This is a genomic window from Paenarthrobacter sp. TYUT067, assembly GCF_023656375.1.
Lineage (GTDB): Bacteria > Actinomycetota > Actinomycetes > Actinomycetales > Micrococcaceae > Arthrobacter.
In genome coordinates, this window is the sequence record NZ_JAMOIT010000010.1 from 148,271 (window position 1) to 169,308 (window position 21,038).

Genomic DNA, 21,038 nt, shown 5'->3' on the forward strand with positions numbered 1-21,038 from the left:
CAGACCACCTAAAAGGACTTCTGCCATGACCAGCACCGCAAAACCCTCCGCGAACGTGAAACCCTCCGATCGTGGGGTTGCTTCAGCTGCTGCGGGGTTGGATATTCCCCGCATGACCCGCAACAAGCCGTTCGGGTGGCTCTTGGTCATCACCGGCGTCATCGGCTGGCTCGCCTCCGGCGCCCTGGTCCTGGAGAAACTCGAGGTACTCAAAGACCCCGGCTACAAAACCGTCTGCGACGTCAATCCCTGGATTTCCTGCGGTCAGGTCATGCAGACCTGGCAGAGTTCCGTTTTCGGATTCCCCAACATGTTCATCGGGATCGTGGCGTTCGCCGTCATCATCACCACGGGCATGGCCCTGCTTTCCGGTGCAACGTTCGCCCGCTGGTACTGGGCCGGACTGCAGGCCGGTGTCACGCTTGGGTTTGGCTTCGTCGTCTGGCTGTGGTCCCAGGCCCTGTACTCAATCCACATCCTCTGCCCCTTCTGCATGATCGTCTGGGCGGCAATGATTCCCCTGTTCGTCTGGGTCACGGCCCGGAACATCACCCATGGAGTCATCAAAGTACCCGCCGGAACGGCCCGCGTTGTCGGTGAGTTCGGCTGGATCATTACCGCGCTGCTCTACGTGGCCGTTACCGCAACCATCTTCTTCGCCTTTAGCCACGTCTTCCTGGGCACATCAGGACTCTGACGGTCGACAACCAGTCGGGGCTTACATCCATCCCTGCGGATTCACGGTCTGTCCGTTAAGAAGTACCTCGAAGTGCAGATGGCATCCGGTGGAGTTGCCGGTGGTTCCGGCCGCGGCCAGCCGCTGGCCGGCGGACACGGTCGCGCCCACGGAGGTTTCGATGGAGGCCAGGTGATTGTAGGTGCTCTTCAGGCCGTTGCCGTGGTCCACCACAATCCTGTTCCCGCCACCATAGGGGGACCATCCGGCCTCCACGACGGTCCCGGCTCCGGCGGCGAACACCGCGGTCTGGCAGGCTGCCACGAGGTCAAGGCCGGTGTGCAGCTCCCCAGTGCCTGAGATCGGGCTGGTGCGGATACCGAACGGCGAGGTGACCGACATGCCGGCCAAGGGCGCCCCGAGCCGGGCTGCTGAGACAGGTTGCGCAGGAGCAGCCGCAGCGGGGACCGGGGAGGCCGCCGGGGTCGTCGCCGCGCCGGCAGCAGCTAGGGGGGTCTTGGCGGGTACCGGCAACGGTGCCTGCTCGGTGGTGACAGCCGGCCGTTCATAACTGATCGAAGCCCCGACGGGGGCTTGGACGGGCGCGCCGGCAGCGACGGTTTCCGATGCCTGCACGGCAGGGGCCGTGCCGGTGGGGGCCGTGCCGGCATGGGCGGCGGTGAGCGCTGCGGTCAACAGCGCGGCGACGCCCAGCGTGGCGGCTGCGGTGACCTGTTTGCGGCGGCGCGCCCGCGCCCCTGCGCCTGGCAGGGGTCGGTGGCGACCGGTCGTGGGGGACATCATCGGGAGGGCCGTGCGGGGCACCAATCCTGAGGTTGGCTTTCGGCGGCGGCCATGGGGGGATACAGAAGGCAAGGGGGATCGATCCTTTCGGTTCGCCTGCGAAGTTAGCTGTCGGGTTCGGGCCAAGGAAAAAGCCCGGCCGTGCCCGGCGGCTTTCAGGCCACCGACATCACGGCTTCACCCCAAGGCAGGCTTACTGCCGATCCTGGGTCCTCCACCCCCGCCGTCAAAAAGGGATAGTCGTTTGATGCCCCCGGCGGGGTTCAGCATGGGGCATCAAGGGTCTCAGTACAGAAAAACCTGAATTAATAGTAGCCGCAAAGCATCATCGTTACAATTTCGTGACAGTACCTTCGCGTGTCGTGCAAGCGCGGACGCTATCCGGTGGCCGGTACGCAATTGCTGAGCGTCTCTTCAGATGTGCAGCCAAAGGCTCAACGAGGCCCAGTGCAGGATGGTTCCCGCGCGCCGTGATGTCCGTCCGTGGGGATTGTCCATGCCCGCGCTGCGCGGGTATCCGCCGGCCTGCGCCAGAGTCACAGTCCCATCGAGTCCAGCAGGGCGTCTTCTTCCTCGGCGCGGGAACGCTTGGGCGCGGAGGGATGACGGGGGTGCTGGAGGGTGCTTGCTGTCTCCGCGGATTCGTCCGGGATTTCACGCTCCTCACGGTGGATGCGGGCCTGTTGACGTGCCATGTATCCGAAGCCGACGAACGCCAGAACCCCGAAGGTGATCCACTGCATGGCGTAGGACAGGTTTGATCCTTCCTTGACGGCCGGTTGGGCAAGTTGCTGGGGAACTACGGCGGGCTGCGGGGACTCCGAGGCCATCACCCCGTAACTGCCTGTCATCAAGGGATAGCCCAGCTGGCTCGCGAAGTAGGGCAGGTCGATGCTGGCCAGTTGTCCCTCGGGAGCGTCCCGGCCAAGATCGGGTTCGGAGGGTTTGATGCGCACCACCGCGGAGATCTCGCCCGGTGGCGGGGCCGGCACGGCATCGGGGTATCCGGGCCGAAGGTTGCCGATCGGCAGCCACCCCCGGTTGATCACGATCGTTTCACCGGAAGCAAGCCGGAACGGAACCACTACCTCATATCCGGCAACGGAGTTATTGGGCCGGTTCCTGACGATTCTCTGGTCCTGGACAAGGTACCGGCCGGACACTGCAACGGTTGTCCACTTCGCGTCGGGGTTGGCGACCTCGAAGTAGGGGCGGGCGTCCTGAAACGGCGCGGGGGGTTTGTCGTAGTTCTCCTGGACCCTGCGGATCTCTGCCACTGTCTGGTTCCGACGGTCCATCTGCCAGTTTCCCAGGCCTATGCATGCGGCGGCGAAAGTGCGGCCAGCAGCAGCCACCCCACCCAACGCCACGACAGCAATAATCTATACGCCACTCTTTTCCTCCCGAAGCTGCCACCGCCGTGCCAACAGGGCGCGGATGGCAGTGGCCTCGGCGGCCAGGCGGTGGTCTTCTCCTCGGGCCAGGAGGCCGTACTCGACCATCGTCCTGCCGTCCTCGTGGGTGCCGGCGCGGACCCAGACCCGGCGCCGGTTCACGTACAACGAGACCATCAGGCCTGTCACGGCCAGCAGGGAAAACGCCAGGACCCCACCTTGGGCGGGGGTGCTGCGCACATCCACTCCGATGTAGCGTTTCAGCCCGTCGAAGCTGATGCTTCCCTTGCCGTCGGGCAGCGTGTACGTGCCACCGGGTGCGAGTGTGATGCCCCCGGCGGGCAGGTCCCGGCCGTTGAGTTGGGTCAGCTTGGCCACGTCCAGGACATAGACGTTTTGCGGGGCTCCGGTGTCCAGTCCAAGGTCTCCGTAGTATGAATTCAGGTTCAGCTGCGGGTTCAGGGGATCAGGATCGAAGCTGTAGGACACACCCTGGTCGTTCTTGATGGCCGAAGGCAAAAAGAACCCGACAAAGCCCAGCTGGGACGGTGCCGCGTCCGGGACCTTGAGCACCACCGAGGAGGTGTACACCCCGTCGTTGGGGATGGACACCACGGGACCGCTGAACGCGGTTTTCCCGGTGCCGTCCTTTACCGTGACGACCGGGGCGTAGCCGTTGCCGACGAGGAACACCCCGGTTTCACCGAAGTAGACCGGTTCGTTGACTTTCAGGATCTGTTCCCGTGCCGGGGACTCCGTTCCGTCTTTGGTGGTCAGCTTTGCGGTGAAATCGATCGGCTGGCCGAACTGCCGGGATGATTCCCTGTCGAAACGGACTTCGAATGTCTCGAGAGTGACGGCGAACGGATCCAGCCAGGCGGTGTTGAAGTTGGTTCCCGGGGTGAAGGCGTCATAGCTGACCAGGGTGTTGACGAAGGTGCCGCCTTCGATGAGAATTTTCTGTCCGCGGTAGCCGAACATGCCGCCGACGGCCACGCAGACCAGCACACCGATCAGCGCGGTGTGGAACACCAGGTTGCCGGCTTCCTTCACGAAGCCGCGCTCGGCACCCAGAGACGGCCGCGTTCCGTCCGCGTCCCTGACTTCCACCCGGTAGCGGCGTTTCCTGAGCACTTCCGCGGCGTCCGCAATGGCGGCAGCGGCAGGGATTCCGGCGTCGGCGGGCAGCACCAGGGTGCCGTACTCCGGCAGGCGCGAAAGGCGCTTGGGGGTACGCGGCGGCCGGGACCGCATGGCCTTGTAGTGCGCGGCAGCACGTGGCGTGACGCAGCCGGCCAGCGAAATGAACAGCATCAGATAGATCGCGGAGAACCACACCGAGGAGTAGACATCGAACATCTGCAGCGCATCCAGGACCGGCCCATACCCGGGGTTGTCCTTGATATAGCGGGTAACGAGTGCGGGATTGGCCGAGCGTTGCGGGAACAACGAGCCCGGCACGGCGCCCACTGCGAGCAGGAGCAGCAGGAACAGGGCCGTCCGCATGCTGGTCAGCTGCCGCCAGGCCCAGCGCAGCATGCCACCGGGTCCCAACGCGGGCAGCACGGGCGCCGGAGCCTGGTCTGCGGGCGCGGAATGTGGGGTGCCTGGTGTTCTCATCGCCGGCGCACCGGACGGTTCGCCAGCTGACGCAGGTATTCGTTGTAGGCGTCCAGGTCCGGGTCCCCCACTACCGCCGCCTTGCGTTCGGATTTGGCCCAGCCGCGGGCCTCGTCCCGCTGCCAGCGCACCAGGATAAACATCAACAGCAGCACCCCCGGCAGCTCCCCGTACGACCAGGCCAGCCCGCCGGCGAGGCCCTGGTCCTGCATCGGATCCACTTTCCAGCTTTCCGGCGGTGCAGCGAAGAACTTCACCATCGGCGCTGTGGCCATCATGATCACGACGCCGAAAAAGGCATGCAGCGGCATCTCGGCAAAGATGTCCAGCAGCCGGCCGAAGTGCGTCTGCCTGCTCGGCAGCGGATCAGCGGAAATCAGCGGAACCGTGAACAGGATGCCCGCGGCAAGGAACAACAATTCCAGCCCGACGTGCCCGTACCAGTTAGGCAACAGCAGGTCCGCGAGCCCGGAAAAATAGACCCCGTAGAAGCTGAGCAGGAACAACGGCACCATGAAGGCCGGGTGAATGGCCAACCGGCCCCAACGGGACCGCAGACCCCAGAGGGCAAACCTCAGCACCGGCCGGCCCAACCGGCCGTGCGGGGTCGCCCGCAGCAGCAAGGTCCCGGGGGAACCAATGACCAGCAGGGGCGGCACAGCCATCATCAGGGTCAGCTGCTGAAACATGAAAATGGAGAACATCCGCAGCCCGTACCCTTCAATGCCGGCTCCCATGACGACGATGATGGCCAGGCAGCCGAACAGGAACGATGCTGTGCGTATCGGGGACCAGTGTCGGCCCTGCCGCCAGAGGCTGATCGCGCCGGCGAGGTAGAGGGCCGCGGCCAGCAGTGTCAGGGCCGGGATCAGCGGAACAGGCTGCAGGTTCGGTGCAAGGTACTCACCCAGCGAAGGTGGCAGGGTAGGAAGCCAGACCGGCCCCTCGATTCCAGGCTCACCCATCTCAGTACCTCCGTGCGGCCGCGGCGTCCGGGCCGGGTGCGGGCGGGGCGGGGGCGGGAGTTAGCTGTTGCTGACCATTTTCAGCCGGTCCTGGCCGGCATGTCCGACGTGCGTGAGGCCAAGATCGAGCAGCATGCGCACGTGCGAGTCGGCCAGCGAGTAGTAAGCCATCCGGCCGGCCCGACGGACCTGCACCACACGCGGGCCGCGCAGCAGCCGCAGCGCATGGGAAACACCGGATTCGCTCAGACCGGTGGTGGCGGCCAGGTCGCACACGCACATCTCCCCTTCGAGCAGGGCGATGAGGATCCTCACCCGCCCAGGGTCCGAGAGCAGCCCGAAAATCACGGCCAGATCCGTCACGTCCGTATCCGCCGGCATCCGGGACCTGACGGCCTCGACCTTCTCGGCATCGATCAGCCGGACGGCGCAGTCGCTGCCCGGTTGGCTGGGCATCGGCGCTGCCTGTGCTGTTCCCGTCATTCATCAAGACTACCTCTACCTGCTAATGCGTCGCATTTGCCTTCTGGCGTGTCCGGGCCATGTCCCACGGGCCCGGACTCGGGGATCCTGGCGGTATCCAGGCAGCCACCGATTAACGTCTGAACAACTCTACAGATAATCTTGAATGGCGCCGGAACGCACCGGTGCCGCCCGACTCCCGGGCCATTGGGGAGGCAGGTACGGGACCAGTGTTAGGGAACCATTGTGGCTTTGAAAGCCCCCGCCCCCGCCGCCGGCGGCAGCCCGGCTACCTCGCCGAAATTGCGGTGGCTGGCCGCGGCCGGCGTGATTGCCGTGATCGTGGTCCTGGTGGCGACGGCCTACGGCAGGGGGACCCTGCCGGCTGAAACCCGCGATCCTGGCGCCTTGGTCCGCTGGGGCTACGGCGTGGCCCAGACCGTGCAGAACGTGGCAGCGGCGGCCACCATCGGCGCCCTGGTCTTCGCGGCCTTCATCGTGCCGCCGGTGCTGCGGGGCCGCAAGGGCCGCGGATCCGCGTCCCGCACGGCGGACCTTTCGGCGGCGGAGATCGCGGCCGCTGATGAGCATCCGGCGTTCAGCCGGATCATGGTGCTGGCCTCGGTGGCGAGCCTGGTGTGGACTCTCTCGGCCGGGGCGGTGCTGGTGTTCAGTTTCGCCGATATTGCAGGGGTTCCGGTCTCCGGCAGCCGCGAGTTCGCCGCCCAGATCGTCTCCTACATTACTGAGCTTCCCAACGGTGCGGCCTGGCTGTGGGTGGTCATCATCTCCGCGGTCGTGTCCACCCTGACCTTCGGCGTCCGGTCCGGCGCGGGCCTGGCCGCCGCGGCCCTGCTGGCTTTGGGCGGCCTGCTGCCGGTGGTGTTGATCGGCCACGCGGCCGGCGGCAACGACCACGAACAGGCCATCAACTCCCTCGGTCTGCACCTGGTCGGTGTATGTCTGTGGCTGGGCGGCCTGATCGCGCTGGCCGTGGGCGGGACCGCTTTCGGCAAAGACACCGCGGCGGTCCTGCAGCGGTTCTCCACCCTGGCCGGTTTCGCCTTTGTCCTCGTCGTGGCCTCGGGAATCATCAATGCCACCATCCGCATCGAACTCCCGGCCGGTCTTGCCTCCCCCTACGGTGTCCTGCTCCTGGCGAAAACAACGGCCGCCATCGCCTTGGGAGCGATCGGGTACCTGCATCGGAAACGGCTCATTCCGGCGCTGAGCGTAAAAAACCGGACCGGGCAAGCCACCCGGCTGCTGTGGCGCTTCATCGTCGTGGAGCTGCTGATCATGGGCGCCGTCAGCGGCCTCGCCGCCGCACTGAGCCGCACCCCGCCACCGGCCGGCGAAGACATCCGGCCGGCCCTGACGCCCGCCGAGATCCTCACCGGCTACCTTCTGCCGCCGGAACTGACCCCCGAACGCTGGTTCACCATCTGGCGCCCGGACTGGCTCTGGATCGCCTTCGCCGTTTTCGCCGCGTACCTGTACCTGCGCGCAGCTCAGCGCCTGCGCGGCCGCGGGGACAGCTGGCCATGGATCCGCAGTGTTGCCTGGCTCGTGGGGCTGGCCGCGCTGGTGTTCTTCACCTCGGGCGGACCCTCGGTCTACGGGCGGATCCTGTTCAGCGCCCACATGCTCGACCACATGGCCCTGACCATGGTCGTCCCGGTATTCCTCGTCCTGGGCGCGCCGGTCACCCTGGCGCTGCGGACCTTGAAACCCCGCAACGACGGGTCCCGGGGGCCGCGGGAATGGGTCATGATGCTGATACATTCCCGCCTCGCGGCCATCGTGACCCATCCATTGTTCGTGGCCGCCAATTTCGCCGGCTCCATCGTCCTGTTCTACTACTCCGACGCCTTCGGTTTCGCCCTCAAAGAGCACGTCGGGCACGAACTCATGACCGTCCACTTCGTGATCACCGGCTACCTGTTTGTCCTGTCGATGATCGGCACGGACCCCGTTCCGCGCCGGGCTCCCTACCCTCTCCGGCTGTTGCTGCTGTTGGCCACCATGGCCTTCCATGCCTTCTTCGGCGTCACGTTGATGGGATCGACCACCCTGATCCAACCCGAGTGGTTCACTGAACTGGGCCGCGAATGGGGCGCCCCGCCGCTGGAGGACCAGCAAATGGCCGGCGCCATCACCTGGGGCATCGGCGAGGTCCCGACCCTGCTGATCGCCATTGGCGTGGCCGTCATGTGGTCTCGGTCGGATGCCCGCGAAACGCGCCGCAGCGACAGGGCAGCCGCACGCACCAACGACGCCGACCTGAATGCCTACAACGCCATGCTCGCCCAACTGGAAGAACGCGACACCAGGACCCGGGGCCATGATGGTCAGCGCTAAACCGGGCCCAGCAACAACCCTGAATTCAGCCTTCTATGAATCCAGATATTTCTGTATCATTGCGGGTATGCGCATACTTTCCACGATTGACGTGCTGGCCCGGTTCGGCAAAGCCCTCGCAGACCCGACCAGGGCCGCGATCCTGCTGCAGCTCAAGGACGGTCCGGCGTTCCCGTCGGATCTGGCCGAAAGCATCGGGGTCAGCCGCCAGATTCTCTCCAACCATCTGGCCTGCCTGCGCGACTGCGGCCTGGTCGCTGCCGAACCGGCCGGACGCCGGGTCCGGTACGAACTCGCCGACGCCAAACTGGCCCACGCCCTGGATGACCTGCTGGGCACCATCCTGACCGTGGACACCATCTGCGGATGCGCCGAACCCGAACACGACCAGGACACCACAGGCGCCCCCGCTGCCGCCGACATCCTGGAGGTCCACTCATGAGCGGCCACGAGCACGACCACGCCGCCGAGGCAACCTCCCGGCGCGGCAAACTCATCGCCGTCTTTGCCATCACCTTCACGGTGATGATTGCCGAGATCATCGGCTCCGCGCTGACCGGCAGCCTGGCGCTGCTGGCCGATGCCGGACACATGTTCACCGACTCGGCCGGGCTGCTGATTGCGCTCATCGCCGCGTCGCTGGCCTTGAAACCGGCCACCCTGAAGCGCACCTGGGGTTACAAACGCGCCGAAATCATCGCCGCCGCCGGGCAGGCCGCGCTGCTGCTCGCGGTCGGCGGCTTCGTCATCGTCGAAGGCATCCGCCGGCTCTTCGAGCCCCCGGAAATCGGCGAATCCACCATGCTCTGGTTCGGCATCATCGGCCTGGCCGGCAACGCGGTCGGCCTGCTCATCCTCGCCTCCGGCCGGAACCACAACTTCAACATGAAGGCAGCCTTTCTCGAGGTCCTCAACGACGCCCTCGGGTCCGTCGCCGTCATCGCGGCAGCCATCATCATTGCCCTCACCGGCTGGCTCCAGGCCGACGCCCTGGTGTCCTTGCTGATCGGCGTCCTGATCATCCCCCGCACACTCAAACTGCTCCGCGACACCGTAAATGTGCTCATGGAATCCACCCCCAAGGGCCTGGACCTGGCCAAGGTGCGCGAGCACATCCTGGCCCTGCCCCACGTCATCGACGTTCACGACCTCCATGCCTCCCTCGTGGCCTCCGGAACCCCGGTCCTCTCCGCCCACGTCACCGTCGAAGACAACTGCATGACCGACGGCCATGCCGCCAGCATCCTGGCGGACCTGCAGGACTGCGTGGCCCAGCACTTCGACATCAGCGTCGAACACTCCACCTTCCAGATCGAACCCGCCTCCCACCGCGACCAGGAAAGCATCCACCACTGATGACACAAACCAAAAACCCTCCCCCTCCCATGGACACCGCCAAGAAGGCCCGGGTCTTCATCTGGGTCCTGCTGGCCGTCCTCGTCGCCGTCGGGGTGGTCTGGTACACCGTGTTCACTCTGAACAAACCCGCCCCGGCCGCCCAGGCACCGGCCGCGGCCGCGGCCGCGGAAGCCCAACTGGTGCGCGAGGACAGCCACCGCGTCACCTCCCCGGCCACCGAGAAAGCCCAGCTGGTGGAGTTCCTGGACTTCGAATGCGAAGCGTGTCTTGCCGCGCAGCCGGTGGTCGAGGAACTGAAAAAGGAATTCGGTGATCGGATCACCTTCGTCAACCGCTACTTCCCGTTGCCGGCGCACCGTAACTCAGCCACCGCGGCCCTTGCCGTGGAAGCCGCCGCCCAGCAGGGCAAATACGAGCAAATGTACGCCAAAATGTTCGAGACCCAGCCGCAGTGGGGTGAGAAAACCGAGTCCCAGGCGCCCCTGTTCCGCACCTTCGCCCAGGAGCTCGGACTGGATCTGACCGCCTACGACGCCGCCGTGGCCGATGACAAGACCAAGGAACGGATCAAAAAGGACATCGCCGACGGAACCGCCCTGGGCGTCAAGGGCACGCCGACGTTCTTCCTCAACGGGGAAATGCTGACCTTGGAGACCAGGGAACAATTCCGGCAACTGCTCGCAGACGCCGCAAAATAACGGACCAGCCGGCGCGGGGTACGCCGTTGCCCTGCCGCCCGTCTTCTACGTAACGTAGAACGATAGTTCTTCCTAGGAAAGGAGTGGTGCGCGATGACATTTGCGCGCGCACCGTTCCGCCTCCCCAGGGCCGCTGCCGTTGCGGTGACGGTCCTGACCTTTGCTGCCGCAGCGCATGTGTTTGCCGGCGGTGAACTCCCGGCCTTCCCGGTCATGACCGCCCTGACAGCTGTTGTCACGCTGTCTGCGGTGATGCTGGCGGGCAGGAAAATGACCGCCCCCATGCTGGCCGCATATCTCGGCGTTGGCCAGACTGTACTGCACCTGGCCTTCTCGGCGTTGTCCGGCCCCGGTGCGCCCGCGCCCACCGGCGCCCACCACGGTGGGTTGCCGGGCGGCACCGGAAGCGTTGCGGCCGGGAGCCCGCATGACCACCTCAGCGCGGATGTCAGCCTCGGAATGCTCGCAATGCATGCGGCAGCGGTTCTCGTTACCGCTCTTGTCATGGCACGAGGTGAGTCGGCGCTGTGGGCGTTGGCGGCCTGGCTGCGGCCCTTGGTGGACACGCTTGAACCATCTGCAATCCAAACCTGCCGTGAGGTTCCGGTCGCAGCAGCGCCGGCCCTTTCTCCGCGGAGGAAGGCGCTGCTCCGGCCGCCCGTGCGGGGACCTCCGCTGTGCGCGTCCGCCGGCACGTACTGACCATGTGGTTCAGGGCGGCCCGGCGCGACCCCGGTCCTCTCCCGCCTCAAGCAGAATTGCAGAATCCCATGAAACCCCGTAATCCCCGACGCTTCCGCCTCCGGCTGGCCATCGCCACGGCCTTCCTGCTCCCGGCCTTCGCCGCAACTCCGGCGCTGGCCCACGACGCCCTGGAATCAACCGTGCCGGCGAAGGACACCACGGTCACAGCGGCCCCCGGCAGCGTGTCCCTGACGCTCTCGGAGCCTCCCCTGGACACAGAGCAGCTGAACCTGAGCGTTATCACCGTCACCGACGAGACAGGCAAGACCCTCAGTGACGGCAAGGTCACGGTGGAGGGTCCGACCATTTCCACCGCCATCACCGGCGGGGCCAATGGCGTCTATAAGGTCCTCTGGCGCACGGTTTCCTCCGACGGACACCCTATCGAAGGCAACTACTCCTTCACCGTCCAGGATCCCGCCCAAGCCATTGCCGGGTCACCGTCAGCGACGCCAACCCCGGGCGCGGAAACGGCCACCAGCACCCCGGCGCCGGCAGCCCAAACGGCACCGGACCAGATTAAACCCAACGACGACAACGCTCCCATGGCCGTGGGCATTGCCGCCGCCATCCTCGCTGTTGCCGCCGCCGCGTTCTTCATCGCCCGCAAGCGCCGGGACAAGGCCTCCGGAGCCTAGCCGAGCGACTGAACCATCCAATTCCCCGGCTCCGGGTAACAGTATTGCCCGGTGGCCGGGGAACCGGGTGCGCTACTGTGCAGCGGCGGCCGCTGCTCGCCGGTCCGTCAGGACCCGTGATATCCAGCCCGCGATGGTAGCCACAACCATGACTGCCAGGGCGGCCATACCGGCATAGAACAGCGCCGTCGGAAGGTTGGATGGTGCCGACGAACCGTCCACGGCGGCCATGATGCTCAGCCAGTACCCGATCGTGGCGATCACCCAGAGAGCACCGGCGGCCGCTGCCAGCCAGGACCAGCGGGAAAACCATACCGGTTCCCGACGGTAGGACAGGGCGATGGCGACAGCCACGACGCCCGCGACCGCCAGCAACTGGAGGCCGAAGAGGTACGGGCCGGCCACCAGGCCAACGGGAATGCAGAGCCCTCCAATGAGCACGAGTCGACGGGCGCCAAGCGGCATCTTAACGGCGTCCGCCGGTGCCGAGGACAGGCTCGCGTCAGTTTTTGAAATCATCGGGCTACGTGGCTCCTAGAAGAACGGGTGCTGCGGTTCAGCCCAGCATCACCAGGGTCAGCCTGCCCTGAAAGAGCAGGAACAATATATGAGCATACTTTCATACGTTTCGCGTTTGGTGATCCCCGAGTCCCCGCAGACGTGGCTAAAACCGGAGGAACGCGTATGAAAGGCTTTGCGGATGGTTCGCTCCGGGTGGGCAGAACGCCGGCCGGGTGGAAGCCCTCGGTCCTTGGGTTTGTTGGCTGAGGGCCTTGTGAGGCGGCAGGGCGGACCTCTACACTGCGTCCCAAGGGTTACTTGGCGGATTCGCTCCGGTGATCCGGCTTTGGCCTGATATTCGTGGTTGAGGTTGGATCCGGTCCAGTTCTTCCGGAACGACGAGCCAAGCACAGTACCTGAGTGTTCATAACTGAAGATCTTGGTTTGACCCTGGCTGGGGAGCGGCAAGCAGGGACCGCGTGGACAGCGCGGCCTCATCTCGCAACAGGCGTGTCCACTCCAGGAGTCCCCATGTCCGGTCCTTCAGCCACCCCGCAGCCAGTCCTGAAGCGTTTGATCGTGCCCTTGGTACTTTTGCTGGTTGCCGCTCTGCTTCCGGTAACGGTTCCGGCGGCCTCTGCGGCGGGTCCGTGTGATCCTGTGGTGAACCCGGTGGTGTGTGAGAACTCCAAGCCCGGCAGCCCGGCCTCGGAGTGGGACATTTCCGGCCCGGGCGATGACAGCATCCAGGGGTTCTCCACCGAGATCAGCGTCAACGCCGGGCAGCCCATCCGTTTCAAGATCGACACCCCCGCGCCCAGCTACACCATCGCGATCTACCGCACCGGCTGGTACGGCGGCGACGGTGCACGCAAGATTGCCGATGTGACCCCGTCGGCCCTGCGCCAAAACCAGCCCCAGTGCCTGAATGACCTCAGCACCGGACTCTATGACTGCGGCACGTGGGCGGTCTCGGCGACGTGGCAGGTGCCGGCCACGGCTGTCTCTGGTGTTTACCTCGCTCTCCTGACCAGGCCGGACACGGGCGGGCAAAGCCACATCACCTTTATTGTGCGCGCCGACGGCAGCCGCTCGGACGTTGTTTTCCAGACCTCGGACCCGTCCTGGCAGGCGTACAACTCCTACGGGGGCTCGGACTTCTATCAGGGGGCGAACGGCCGCGCCTACAAGGTCAGCTACAACCGGCCGGTGGCAACCCGGGGCGGTCCGGACGGCCGGGATTTCTTCTTCGCCAACGAATATCCGATGGTGCGGTTCTTGGAACAGAACGGCTATGACGTCAGCTACATCAGCGGCCTCGACACCGACCGGAGCGGGGCCCAGTTACTCAATCACAAGGTCTTCCTCTCGGTCGGCCATGACGAATACTGGTCGGGCCCGCAACGGGCGAACATCACCGCCGCCCGTGATGCCGGGGTGAACCTGCAGTTCCTCTCCGGTAATGAGGGGTACTGGCGCACCCGCTTCGAACCTTCCCCCGTGGACGGTGCTGCAGGCCGGACGCTGACCTCCTACAAGGAAACCTGGGCCAACGAAAAGATCGACCCCAGCCCCGAATGGACCGGCACCTGGCGTGACCCACGCTTCGCGGCCCAGGCCAACGGCGGCGGGCTGCCCGAAAACGGGCTGACCGGGACCATCTATATGTCCAACTACTCCGATTTGCCGGTGACCGTCGATTCGGAGGAAGGCAAGACCAGGCTGTGGCGGAACACGTCCCTGGCCTCGCTGCCGGCCGGTTCCTCGGCGGCGCTGGCGCCCCACACCGTGGGGTATGAGTCCGACGAGGACCTCGACAACGGGTTCCGCCCACCGGGTTTGATCCGATTGTCCACCACCGTCGGGGAGGTGCCCCAGTATCTTCAGGACTTCGGCAACACCGTCCTGCCCGGCACGACAACCCATCATGTGACCCTTTACCGTGCCGCCAGCGGCGCGCTCGTGTTCTCCGCCGGCAGCGTCCAGTGGACCTGGGGCCTGGACGAGGTGCACGACGGCGACGGCGCACCCGCCGACCCGAGGATGCGACAGGCCCAGGTCAACCTCCTGGCCGACATGGGCGCCCAACCTGCCACCCGGGCCGCCGGCCTGGTTGCCGCCGTCCCGAGCACGGACCGGACCGCGCCCACCGCAGCGATCACTGCACCGGCCGACGGGGCGGCCGTGCCGCACGGGACCAACGTCACCGTCACCGGAACCGCGGCTGACACCGGCGGTGTTGTGGCCGGCGTCGAGGTCTCCACCGACGGCGGCGCCACGTGGCACCCCGCCCAAGGCAAGCAGAACTGGAGGTATACGTACATCCAGAAGGGTCTGGCTACGGCAACCATCCAGGCCCGGGCCATTGACGACAGCGCCAACATCGGCGCGGCTGCCACCAGGAGCCTGGCCCTCAGCGGCCCCTACAGTGTCTTCGGCCAAACCGTTCCCGCTGTCGCGGACTCGGGCGACGGCGGCGCGTACGAGATGGGGATGCGCTTCACTCCCTCGGTGGACGGTTTCATTACCGGTGTCCGCTTCTACAAGAGCGCGGCCAACACCGGTACCCACACCGGGTCCTTGTGGAGCTCGACCGGGGAGCGTCTGGCCACGGCGACGTTCACGAACGAGACCCCCTCCGGGTGGCAGTCCGTGCTGTTCGCCCAGGCAGTGCCCGTCGCGGCGGGCCAGAAGTACACGGTGTCCTACTGGGCACCGAACGGACGGTACTCGATCCAGAATTTCCAGTGGGCGAGCTTTGGCGCCACGGATGCCCCGTTGAAGGTGGCCGGGGGTTTCGGGGCCGAGCCGGCCGGTGTCTATGCCACCTCCTCCGGGTTCCCGACATCAAGTTACAACGGCGGCAACTACTTCGCCGATGCCCTGTTCAGCACGGTGGACAGCAGCCCCATGACGGTCTCCGGGCACACGCCGTTCCCGTCCTCGTCAAGCGTTTCGGTGGATACCAAGGTCAGTGCCGTGTTCTCCAAACCCGTCACCGCTTCCAGCATCCAGCTGGCCCTGCAGTCCCCCGACGGCCCTGTCACCGGCACGACGGCGTACGATCCCGCCACCCGGCGGGCAACCTTCACCCCGACGAACGCACTGGCGTTCAGCACCCAGTACACCGCAACGCTTTCGGGAACAGACACCCTCGGTGGTCCGGTGACGGCCGGCGGTACCTGGTCGTTCACGACCGGGGCAACAGTGCCGGTTCCGGGATCTTGCCCGTGCAGCCTCTTTGACGACTCCGTCACGCCGGGCATCGCTGAGAATCAGGACGGCGTTCCGTTGACGTTGGGCGTGCGGTTCTCCAGCGTTTCCGCCGGTGAAGTAGTAGGCATGCGCTTCTACAAATCGGCAGGAAACACCGGCGCCCACAACGGCGCCCTCTACACGGCGGCCGGGCAGCAACTTGCCACGGTGGCGTTCACCAATGAAAGCGCCTCGGGGTGGCAGACGGCAATGTTCAGCCAACCGGTCCAGATGGCAGCGAACACGGACTACATCGTCTCCTACAAGTCACTGACCGGCACCTATTCCGCCACGGCCAATGGATTCGGTTCAGGCATGAGCGTTGGTCCGTTGCGGGCCGGCCCGGATGCGGGCGCCTACACCTACAGCGGCGATTTCCCCGGAGCACGATCAACAGCAAGCTACCTGGTGGATGTCATCGTGATGGTCCCACCACCGGCATTCACCCCGACAGGCCACTCCCCGCTCCCCGGCGCGTCCAGCGTTCCGCTGGACAGCCAGGTCAGTACCGTACTGTCCGAACCGGCCGAGGCATCCAGCGTGAACCTGACGGTAAAAGCCGCCGACGGAACAACCGTTCCCGGATCCACCAGCTACGACCCCCAGACACGGAAGGTCACGTTCAGCCCGGCCACGCCGCTGGTGTCCGGGGCGTCGTACACGGCCACCGTCACAGCAACCGCCGTGTCCCGGCAACCACTGAGCAACGCCTCCTGGACGTTTGCCACTGTCCCGGCCCCAAGGACACCCGGGACGTGCCCCTGCACGCTCTACCAGGACTCCGTTACGCCCACCGTAGCGGAGGTCAACGACGGCGTGCCGCTGACCCTGGGCGTCCGGTTCGCCAGCGACACCGCCGGCCAAGTCACCGGCGTACGGTTCTACAAGGCCGCCGGCAACACCGGAACGCACACCGGCTCCCTGTACACAGCCGGCGGGCAGCTGCTGGCCACCGTCACCTTCACCAACGAATCCAGTATTGGCTGGCAGACAGCGACGTTCAGCCAGCCGGTCGAGATCACAGCCAACACCGAGTACGTCGTGGCGTACAAATCTCCGACCGGAACCTACTCCTACACTCCGGCAGGTTTCGGGGACGGATTCGCCAGCGGCCCGCTGCGCACGGCCCCGGATTCCGGTGCGTTCAGCTACAGCGCAGACTTCCCCGGCACGGCCTCCACGGCGAGCTATCTGGTGGACCTGGTCTTCATGGCCGCGGTGCCCCCGCTGACGATAACCGACCGGTCCCCTGCGCCCGACGCCACGGGAGTCCCTGTTGATGTCAAACCAACGCTGACGCTCTCAGCCGCCATTAAGCCAGGTGCCTCGTTCGCGCTGGCGGCGAACGAGGCACCCGTTACCGGCAGCGCTGCCCTGTCCACCGACGGACGCACCCTGACCTTCACCCCGGGAGCTCCTTTGCCGGGCAACACAACCATCTCCGTGAACGTCAGCAACATCGAATCCCACCAGGGCCAGACGCTGCCGACCACCACCTGGCAATTCACCACTGCCGACCCTGATGCCGCGCAAACCTCCATCTTCGGGGAACTCCAACCCCAGACAGCAGCCTCCGATGATGCGTCATCGGTTGAACTGGGAACGGCGTTCACGGTCTCCGAAGCCGGCACTGTCACCGGCATCCGGTTCTACAAGGGATCCGGAAACACCGGAATCCACGTTGGCTCCTTGTGGAACGCCGCGGGAACGCGGCTGGCCCAAGTGACCTTCACGAATGAAACAGCGAACGGTTGGCAAACCGCGATGCTGTCCTCTCCGGTAGCCGTAGCTCCGGGGGAAACGTACGTCGTGTCCTATCTGGCGCCCAACGGCCGCTACGCTTACACGCCTGCATTCTTCGCCCAAACCTGGGTCAGCGGCGTGTTCACCGCCGCCGGGCCCAACAACGGCCGTTACCTGTACGGTTCCGGCGGTGTTGCACCCACGAACTCGTGGAACTCCACGAACTACTTCGTCGACGTCCTCTACTCGGCCACCGCACCGGCACAGGCGACGCCGGGCCCAACGCCCACGCCTACCCCGACAGCAACGCCGTCACCATCCGCAACGGCGACAGCGACACCCTCACCAAGTCCGACCGCCAGCCCGTCGCCGAGCCCGACTCAGTCCGGCGGCCTGCTGTGCGGCCTGCTGGGAAGCTGCTGAGACGTGGAGCGGCATTCGTACTACTGAGGTCCGTCCGCTCCCCCGAGTTTTCCGGGCCGGACGTCAGCGGACCACACTCGGTGACCACGCGTGCTCAATGAACAGGCTCGGCTGGGACGCGGGATCGGTTGGCAGTTTCCAGATGTTGCTGTCGCCTTCAGTGGTTTCGTCCGCGAGGCCATACAGCAGGGTCTGATCATCCAGCCACTCAATCTGGTCATCGACGCTGCGCTTCTCCGATAGCACCGTTTCAGTGCCGGTGGCCAGGTCGAGCAGCGCCACGTTCCAATGCGCGGTCAGGGGCCCGCCGACGTTCTTCTTATACGCGATCCTGGTGCCGTCCGGCGACACTGAGGGGCATTCAACGTTGTCGTGGATGGCCGTCAGCGTCCTGGCCGCGATACTTCCCTGGACCAGCCAGATCCGCCCTGACGACGCGGCTGTGGCGTAAAAGACATCACTCTGGCCGGGTGCGAAAGTCACACCCCAAATGTTCCTGTCACTGGCCAGCAGCCGTTCGCCGTTCACGATGAGTGCGAAGTCTTCGAGGTTTCCTGTACCGCCCCCGGGCAACGTGATCTCAGTTGCTGTGGAGAACTCGGCTTGAGTGTAGGAGTGACCGGAGACAAACACCGTGGTGGCGATCAGGGACCCGTCCGCGCTGGTGCGCGCCCGGCTCGGAATGCCGGGCACAGGCCACGAACGCTCCTGCTGCCATTCCCGGTTCAGGACGGCCGCTTCGTGAGTCGTCACCAAGCCGCGGTTGGATCTGAGACAGACCACCGTGGCGGCAGCTGCATAGACCCGGTCGCAGGCCTGGTCACTGACCGCACGTGTGCCACCAGGGGTAGAAAGAGGCACGGTGGCCGCATTGCCATACCCCTGCCCGTCGGCTGTGTTCCTGAAAAGAATGAACGGGACCCCCGGGAGGGGCTGGCCTGCAGTGAATGTGTCAAGTATTTCTGGCCCCGGCAGGACGGTCATATGTGGCCCCTCGTGGACATCTTGAGCGTGATGGCCACGTCCTCGCAAACTTAATTTCTGGCGGCAATGATGGCCGGTGTGCCGAGTGCAGGATCTGCCGGTATCGAATCGCACCCGGGGGTTTAGACCATGTGGAACGCCGGACGTCTGCTTCTTCGAACCCCACCCGGTGAATAGATGAGGCCCCTTCCGCCATCGGGGGAAGGGGCCTCATTCTGGCATGAGCGGGATTAGTGGCCAGCGCCGAGTTTCCCGCCGAGGCGTTCGCGCATGAGGGTGCTGGCGTCGTTAAGGCCGATGATCTTCACGTCTTTGCCGTGGTGGTGGTACTTCTCGGTGATGGCGTCCAGCGCGGCGATGGTCGATGCGTCCCAGAGGTGGGAGGCATGCATGTCGATGATCACGTGCTCGGGGTCCAGTGCGTATTCGAATTGGGTGTAGAGGTCGTTGGAGGAGGCGAAGAACAGTTCGCCGTCGACGACGTATGTGGCCGTCTCGTGTCCGTCGATGGTTTTGACGGTCCGTTCGACTGTGACGAAGTGCGCGACTCGGCGGGCGAACATCACCATTGCCACCAGCACGCCGACACCGACGCCGATGGCCAGGTTGTGCGTGACGACGGTGACGATGACAGTGGCCACCATGACCGTCGTTTCGCTCTTGGGCATCATCTTCAGGGTCCGGGGGTGGATGCTGTGCCAGTCGAACGTGGCCACGGAGACAAAGATCATCACGGCCACCAGCGCGGCCATGGGAATCAGAGAGACGATGCCACCGAGGGCGACGACGAGGATGAGCAGGAAGACGCCGGCCAGGAACGTGGAGATCCGCGTGCGGGCGCCGGAGGCCTTGACGTTAATCATGGTTTGGCCGATCATCGCGCAGCCGCCCATACCGCCGGTGAATCCAGTGACGATGTTCGCCACACCCTGCCCCCAAGCTTCACGGGTCTTGTGTGAGCGGGTGTCGGTGACGTCGTCGACCAGCTTGGCTGTCATCAGGGATTCCAGCAGCCCAACGAAGGCCATGGCCAGCGCGAACGGGAAGATGACCTGCAGCGTCTCGAGGCTGAACGGCACGTTCGGGATGAACAGTGTCGGCAAGGAGTCGGGCAGGTCGCCCTTGTCGCCCACGGTCGGGACCGCGACGGCGGCGAAGACTGTGATCAGTGTCAGAACCACGATCGCGACCAGCGGGGCCGGGACGGCCTTGGTGAGTTTGGGCAGGCCGAAGACAATGACCAGGCCTAAGCCCACAAGGGGATAGACCAGCCAAGGAACGCCGAGGAGTTCGGGGACCTGGGACATGAAGATCAGGATGGCCAGGGCGTTGACGAAGCCCACCATGACCGAGCGGGGAATGAACCGCATGAGCTTGGCGACCCCGGAGAGTCCCAGGATGATCTGGAAGATGCCGGCGAGGATGACGGCGGCGATGAAGTAGTCCACGCCGTGGGACTTCACCAGTGGGGCGATGACCAGGGCGATAGCGCCCGTGGCCGCGGAAATCATGGCCGGGCGCCCGCCGACGAAGGCGATGGTGACGGCCATGGTGAAGGAAGCGAAGAGCCCGATTCTCGGGTCAACGCCGGCGATGATCGAGAAAGCGATGGCTTCCGGTATGAGAGCCAGGGCCACGACGAGTCCGGCGAGGACCTCGGTCTTTAGCCGGCGCGGTGACATCAGGGTGCCGCGGACCGATTGCAGCTGTTCGGGTGTGAACGCCGGAGGGTGTTCGGCTTTGGTGACGGCCATTTCTGGCTCCGTTCATGGTCAAGAAGGCGCGCGGCGGCGGCTTCGTTTTGCTAATGAATGAGGGGCGCAGCGCCGCGCCGGGACGAGGGGGAATTAGTCTTGAAGGTCTCACCCCACTACCTAAACCCTACCCTAACGTGATGGTAGGGTTTAAATCAGAACAGGACGGAGGCGTTGATGACGGCCAAGACCAGCAGCACCAACACCATGCACATCGGCGAACTGGCTGAGCGGACGGGACTGTCCCTGCGGACCATCCGCCACTACGACGATGTCGGGCTGCTCCCTGCAACAGCGCGGACGGACGGCGGCTTCAGGGTGTTCTCGGAAGATGATTTCGAACGCCTCATGGTCATCAAACAGATGAAGCCCTTGGGCCTCTCGCTGGAGGAAATGGCTGAAATCCTTGGCCTCCTTGCGGCCACGGACGGTTCGGCCCCTGAAGGATCCGGCAAACTGGCGGTATTTCTGGAGAGGGCCGTCCATCAGAGGGCCAAAATGGCGCGGAACCTGGCCCAGGCTGACGAGTTCATTCAAAGGCTCAGCGGCCGGGCCTCGTAATCGTGCGTGCCGGGCTGTGAGTGACTCCTCTTCCCGGCACGCACTCATATGGTGGCTGGTTATCGAGGGCGGTGGAGGAAACAGGCCGGGGAACGG

The 21,038-nt window shown here is 65.3% G+C and carries 17 protein-coding genes and 1 riboswitch; of the genes, 9 read left to right on the forward strand and 8 right to left on the reverse strand.

The window, feature by feature from the left end; genetic code table 11:
- Positions 1 to 25: 25 nt before the first annotated feature.
- On the forward strand, positions 26 to 697 hold the full coding sequence (locus tag MOD31_RS11150) for a vitamin K epoxide reductase family protein (protein WP_250820614.1): 672 nt from the start codon (positions 26 to 28) through the stop codon (positions 695 to 697).
- A 21-nt stretch (positions 698 to 718) separates the two neighbouring features.
- Here MOD31_RS11150 and MOD31_RS11155 read toward each other — a convergent pair whose 3' ends face one another.
- From MOD31_RS11155 to MOD31_RS11175, 5 genes are all read right to left on the reverse strand, one after another.
- The gene (locus tag MOD31_RS11155; protein WP_250820615.1) at positions 719 to 1,480 is read right to left on the reverse strand and encodes a M23 family metallopeptidase; all 762 of its coding nucleotides are present in this window, start codon (positions 1,478 to 1,480) and stop codon (positions 719 to 721) included.
- A 79-nt stretch (positions 1,481 to 1,559) separates the two neighbouring features.
- A riboswitch (cyclic di-AMP (ydaO/yuaA leader) is annotated at positions 1,560 to 1,733 on the reverse strand.
- Between the two features lie 283 nt (positions 1,734 to 2,016).
- A complete protein-coding gene (locus tag MOD31_RS11160; RefSeq protein ID WP_308196365.1) occupies positions 2,017 to 2,850 on the reverse strand; it encodes an SURF1 family protein in 834 nt (277 codons plus the stop codon).
- 12 nt (positions 2,851 to 2,862) lie between these two features.
- The gene (locus MOD31_RS11165; RefSeq protein WP_250820616.1) at positions 2,863 to 4,494 is read right to left on the reverse strand and encodes a cytochrome c biogenesis protein ResB; all 1,632 of its coding nucleotides are present in this window, start codon (positions 4,492 to 4,494) and stop codon (positions 2,863 to 2,865) included.
- Positions 4,491 to 5,459 carry a cytochrome c oxidase assembly protein gene (locus MOD31_RS11170; protein ID WP_250820617.1) on the reverse strand — a complete coding sequence of 323 codons (969 nt, stop codon included), beginning with the start codon at positions 5,457 to 5,459 and terminating at the stop codon, positions 4,491 to 4,493. Before MOD31_RS11170 ends, MOD31_RS11165 begins: the two co-directional genes overlap by 4 nt.
- Before the next feature lie 60 nt (positions 5,460 to 5,519).
- Positions 5,520 to 5,942, reverse strand: a complete 423-nt coding sequence (locus MOD31_RS11175; protein WP_284705365.1) for a metalloregulator ArsR/SmtB family transcription factor — start codon at positions 5,940 to 5,942, stop codon at positions 5,520 to 5,522.
- Positions 5,943 to 6,167: 225 nt separating this feature from the next.
- Between MOD31_RS11175 and MOD31_RS11180 the strand changes: the two genes are divergently transcribed.
- From MOD31_RS11180 to MOD31_RS11205, 6 genes are all read left to right on the forward strand, one after another.
- A complete protein-coding gene (locus tag MOD31_RS11180; protein ID WP_250820618.1) occupies positions 6,168 to 8,282 on the forward strand; it encodes a cytochrome c oxidase assembly protein in 2,115 nt (704 codons plus the stop codon).
- A 67-nt stretch (positions 8,283 to 8,349) separates the two neighbouring features.
- Positions 8,350 to 8,724 carry a helix-turn-helix transcriptional regulator gene (locus MOD31_RS11185; protein ID WP_250820619.1) on the forward strand — a complete coding sequence of 125 codons (375 nt, stop codon included), beginning with the start codon at positions 8,350 to 8,352 and terminating at the stop codon, positions 8,722 to 8,724.
- Positions 8,721 to 9,638, forward strand: a complete 918-nt coding sequence (locus MOD31_RS11190) for a cation diffusion facilitator family transporter (protein WP_250820620.1) — start codon at positions 8,721 to 8,723, stop codon at positions 9,636 to 9,638. Before MOD31_RS11185 ends, MOD31_RS11190 begins: the two co-directional genes overlap by 4 nt.
- The gene (locus MOD31_RS11195) at positions 9,638 to 10,339 is read left to right on the forward strand and encodes a thioredoxin domain-containing protein (RefSeq protein WP_250820621.1); all 702 of its coding nucleotides are present in this window, start codon (positions 9,638 to 9,640) and stop codon (positions 10,337 to 10,339) included. The genes MOD31_RS11190 and MOD31_RS11195 overlap by 1 nt, the downstream gene beginning before the upstream one ends.
- A gap of 93 nt (positions 10,340 to 10,432) precedes the next feature.
- Complete coding sequence (locus MOD31_RS11200) at positions 10,433 to 11,041, forward strand: hypothetical protein (protein WP_250820622.1); 609 nt, start codon at positions 10,433 to 10,435, stop codon at positions 11,039 to 11,041.
- A gap of 68 nt (positions 11,042 to 11,109) precedes the next feature.
- A complete protein-coding gene (locus MOD31_RS11205) occupies positions 11,110 to 11,721 on the forward strand; it encodes a copper resistance CopC family protein (RefSeq protein WP_250820623.1) in 612 nt (203 codons plus the stop codon).
- Between the two features lie 72 nt (positions 11,722 to 11,793).
- Here MOD31_RS11205 and MOD31_RS11210 read toward each other — a convergent pair whose 3' ends face one another.
- On the reverse strand, positions 11,794 to 12,240 hold the full coding sequence (locus tag MOD31_RS11210) for a hypothetical protein (RefSeq protein ID WP_250820624.1): 447 nt from the start codon (positions 12,238 to 12,240) through the stop codon (positions 11,794 to 11,796).
- Positions 12,241 to 12,753: 513 nt separating this feature from the next.
- On the opposite strand from MOD31_RS11210, the gene MOD31_RS11215 reads away from it, so the two are divergent.
- On the forward strand, positions 12,754 to 17,643 hold the full coding sequence (locus MOD31_RS11215) for a DUF4082 domain-containing protein (protein ID WP_250820625.1): 4,890 nt from the start codon (positions 12,754 to 12,756) through the stop codon (positions 17,641 to 17,643).
- A 63-nt stretch (positions 17,644 to 17,706) separates the two neighbouring features.
- Here MOD31_RS11215 and MOD31_RS11220 read toward each other — a convergent pair whose 3' ends face one another.
- Entirely contained in the window at positions 17,707 to 18,396 is a 690-nt protein-coding gene (locus tag MOD31_RS11220) for a hypothetical protein (protein WP_250820626.1), read from the reverse strand.
- 461 nt (positions 18,397 to 18,857) lie between these two features.
- Positions 18,858 to 20,381, reverse strand: a complete 1,524-nt coding sequence (locus tag MOD31_RS11225) for a SulP family inorganic anion transporter (RefSeq protein ID WP_250820627.1) — start codon at positions 20,379 to 20,381, stop codon at positions 18,858 to 18,860.
- A 177-nt stretch (positions 20,382 to 20,558) separates the two neighbouring features.
- Here MOD31_RS11225 and MOD31_RS11230 point away from each other — a divergent pair, with 177 nt between their 5' ends.
- Complete coding sequence (locus tag MOD31_RS11230) at positions 20,559 to 20,942, forward strand: MerR family transcriptional regulator (protein ID WP_250820628.1); 384 nt, start codon at positions 20,559 to 20,561, stop codon at positions 20,940 to 20,942.
- Positions 20,943 to 21,038: the final 96 nt, after the last annotated feature.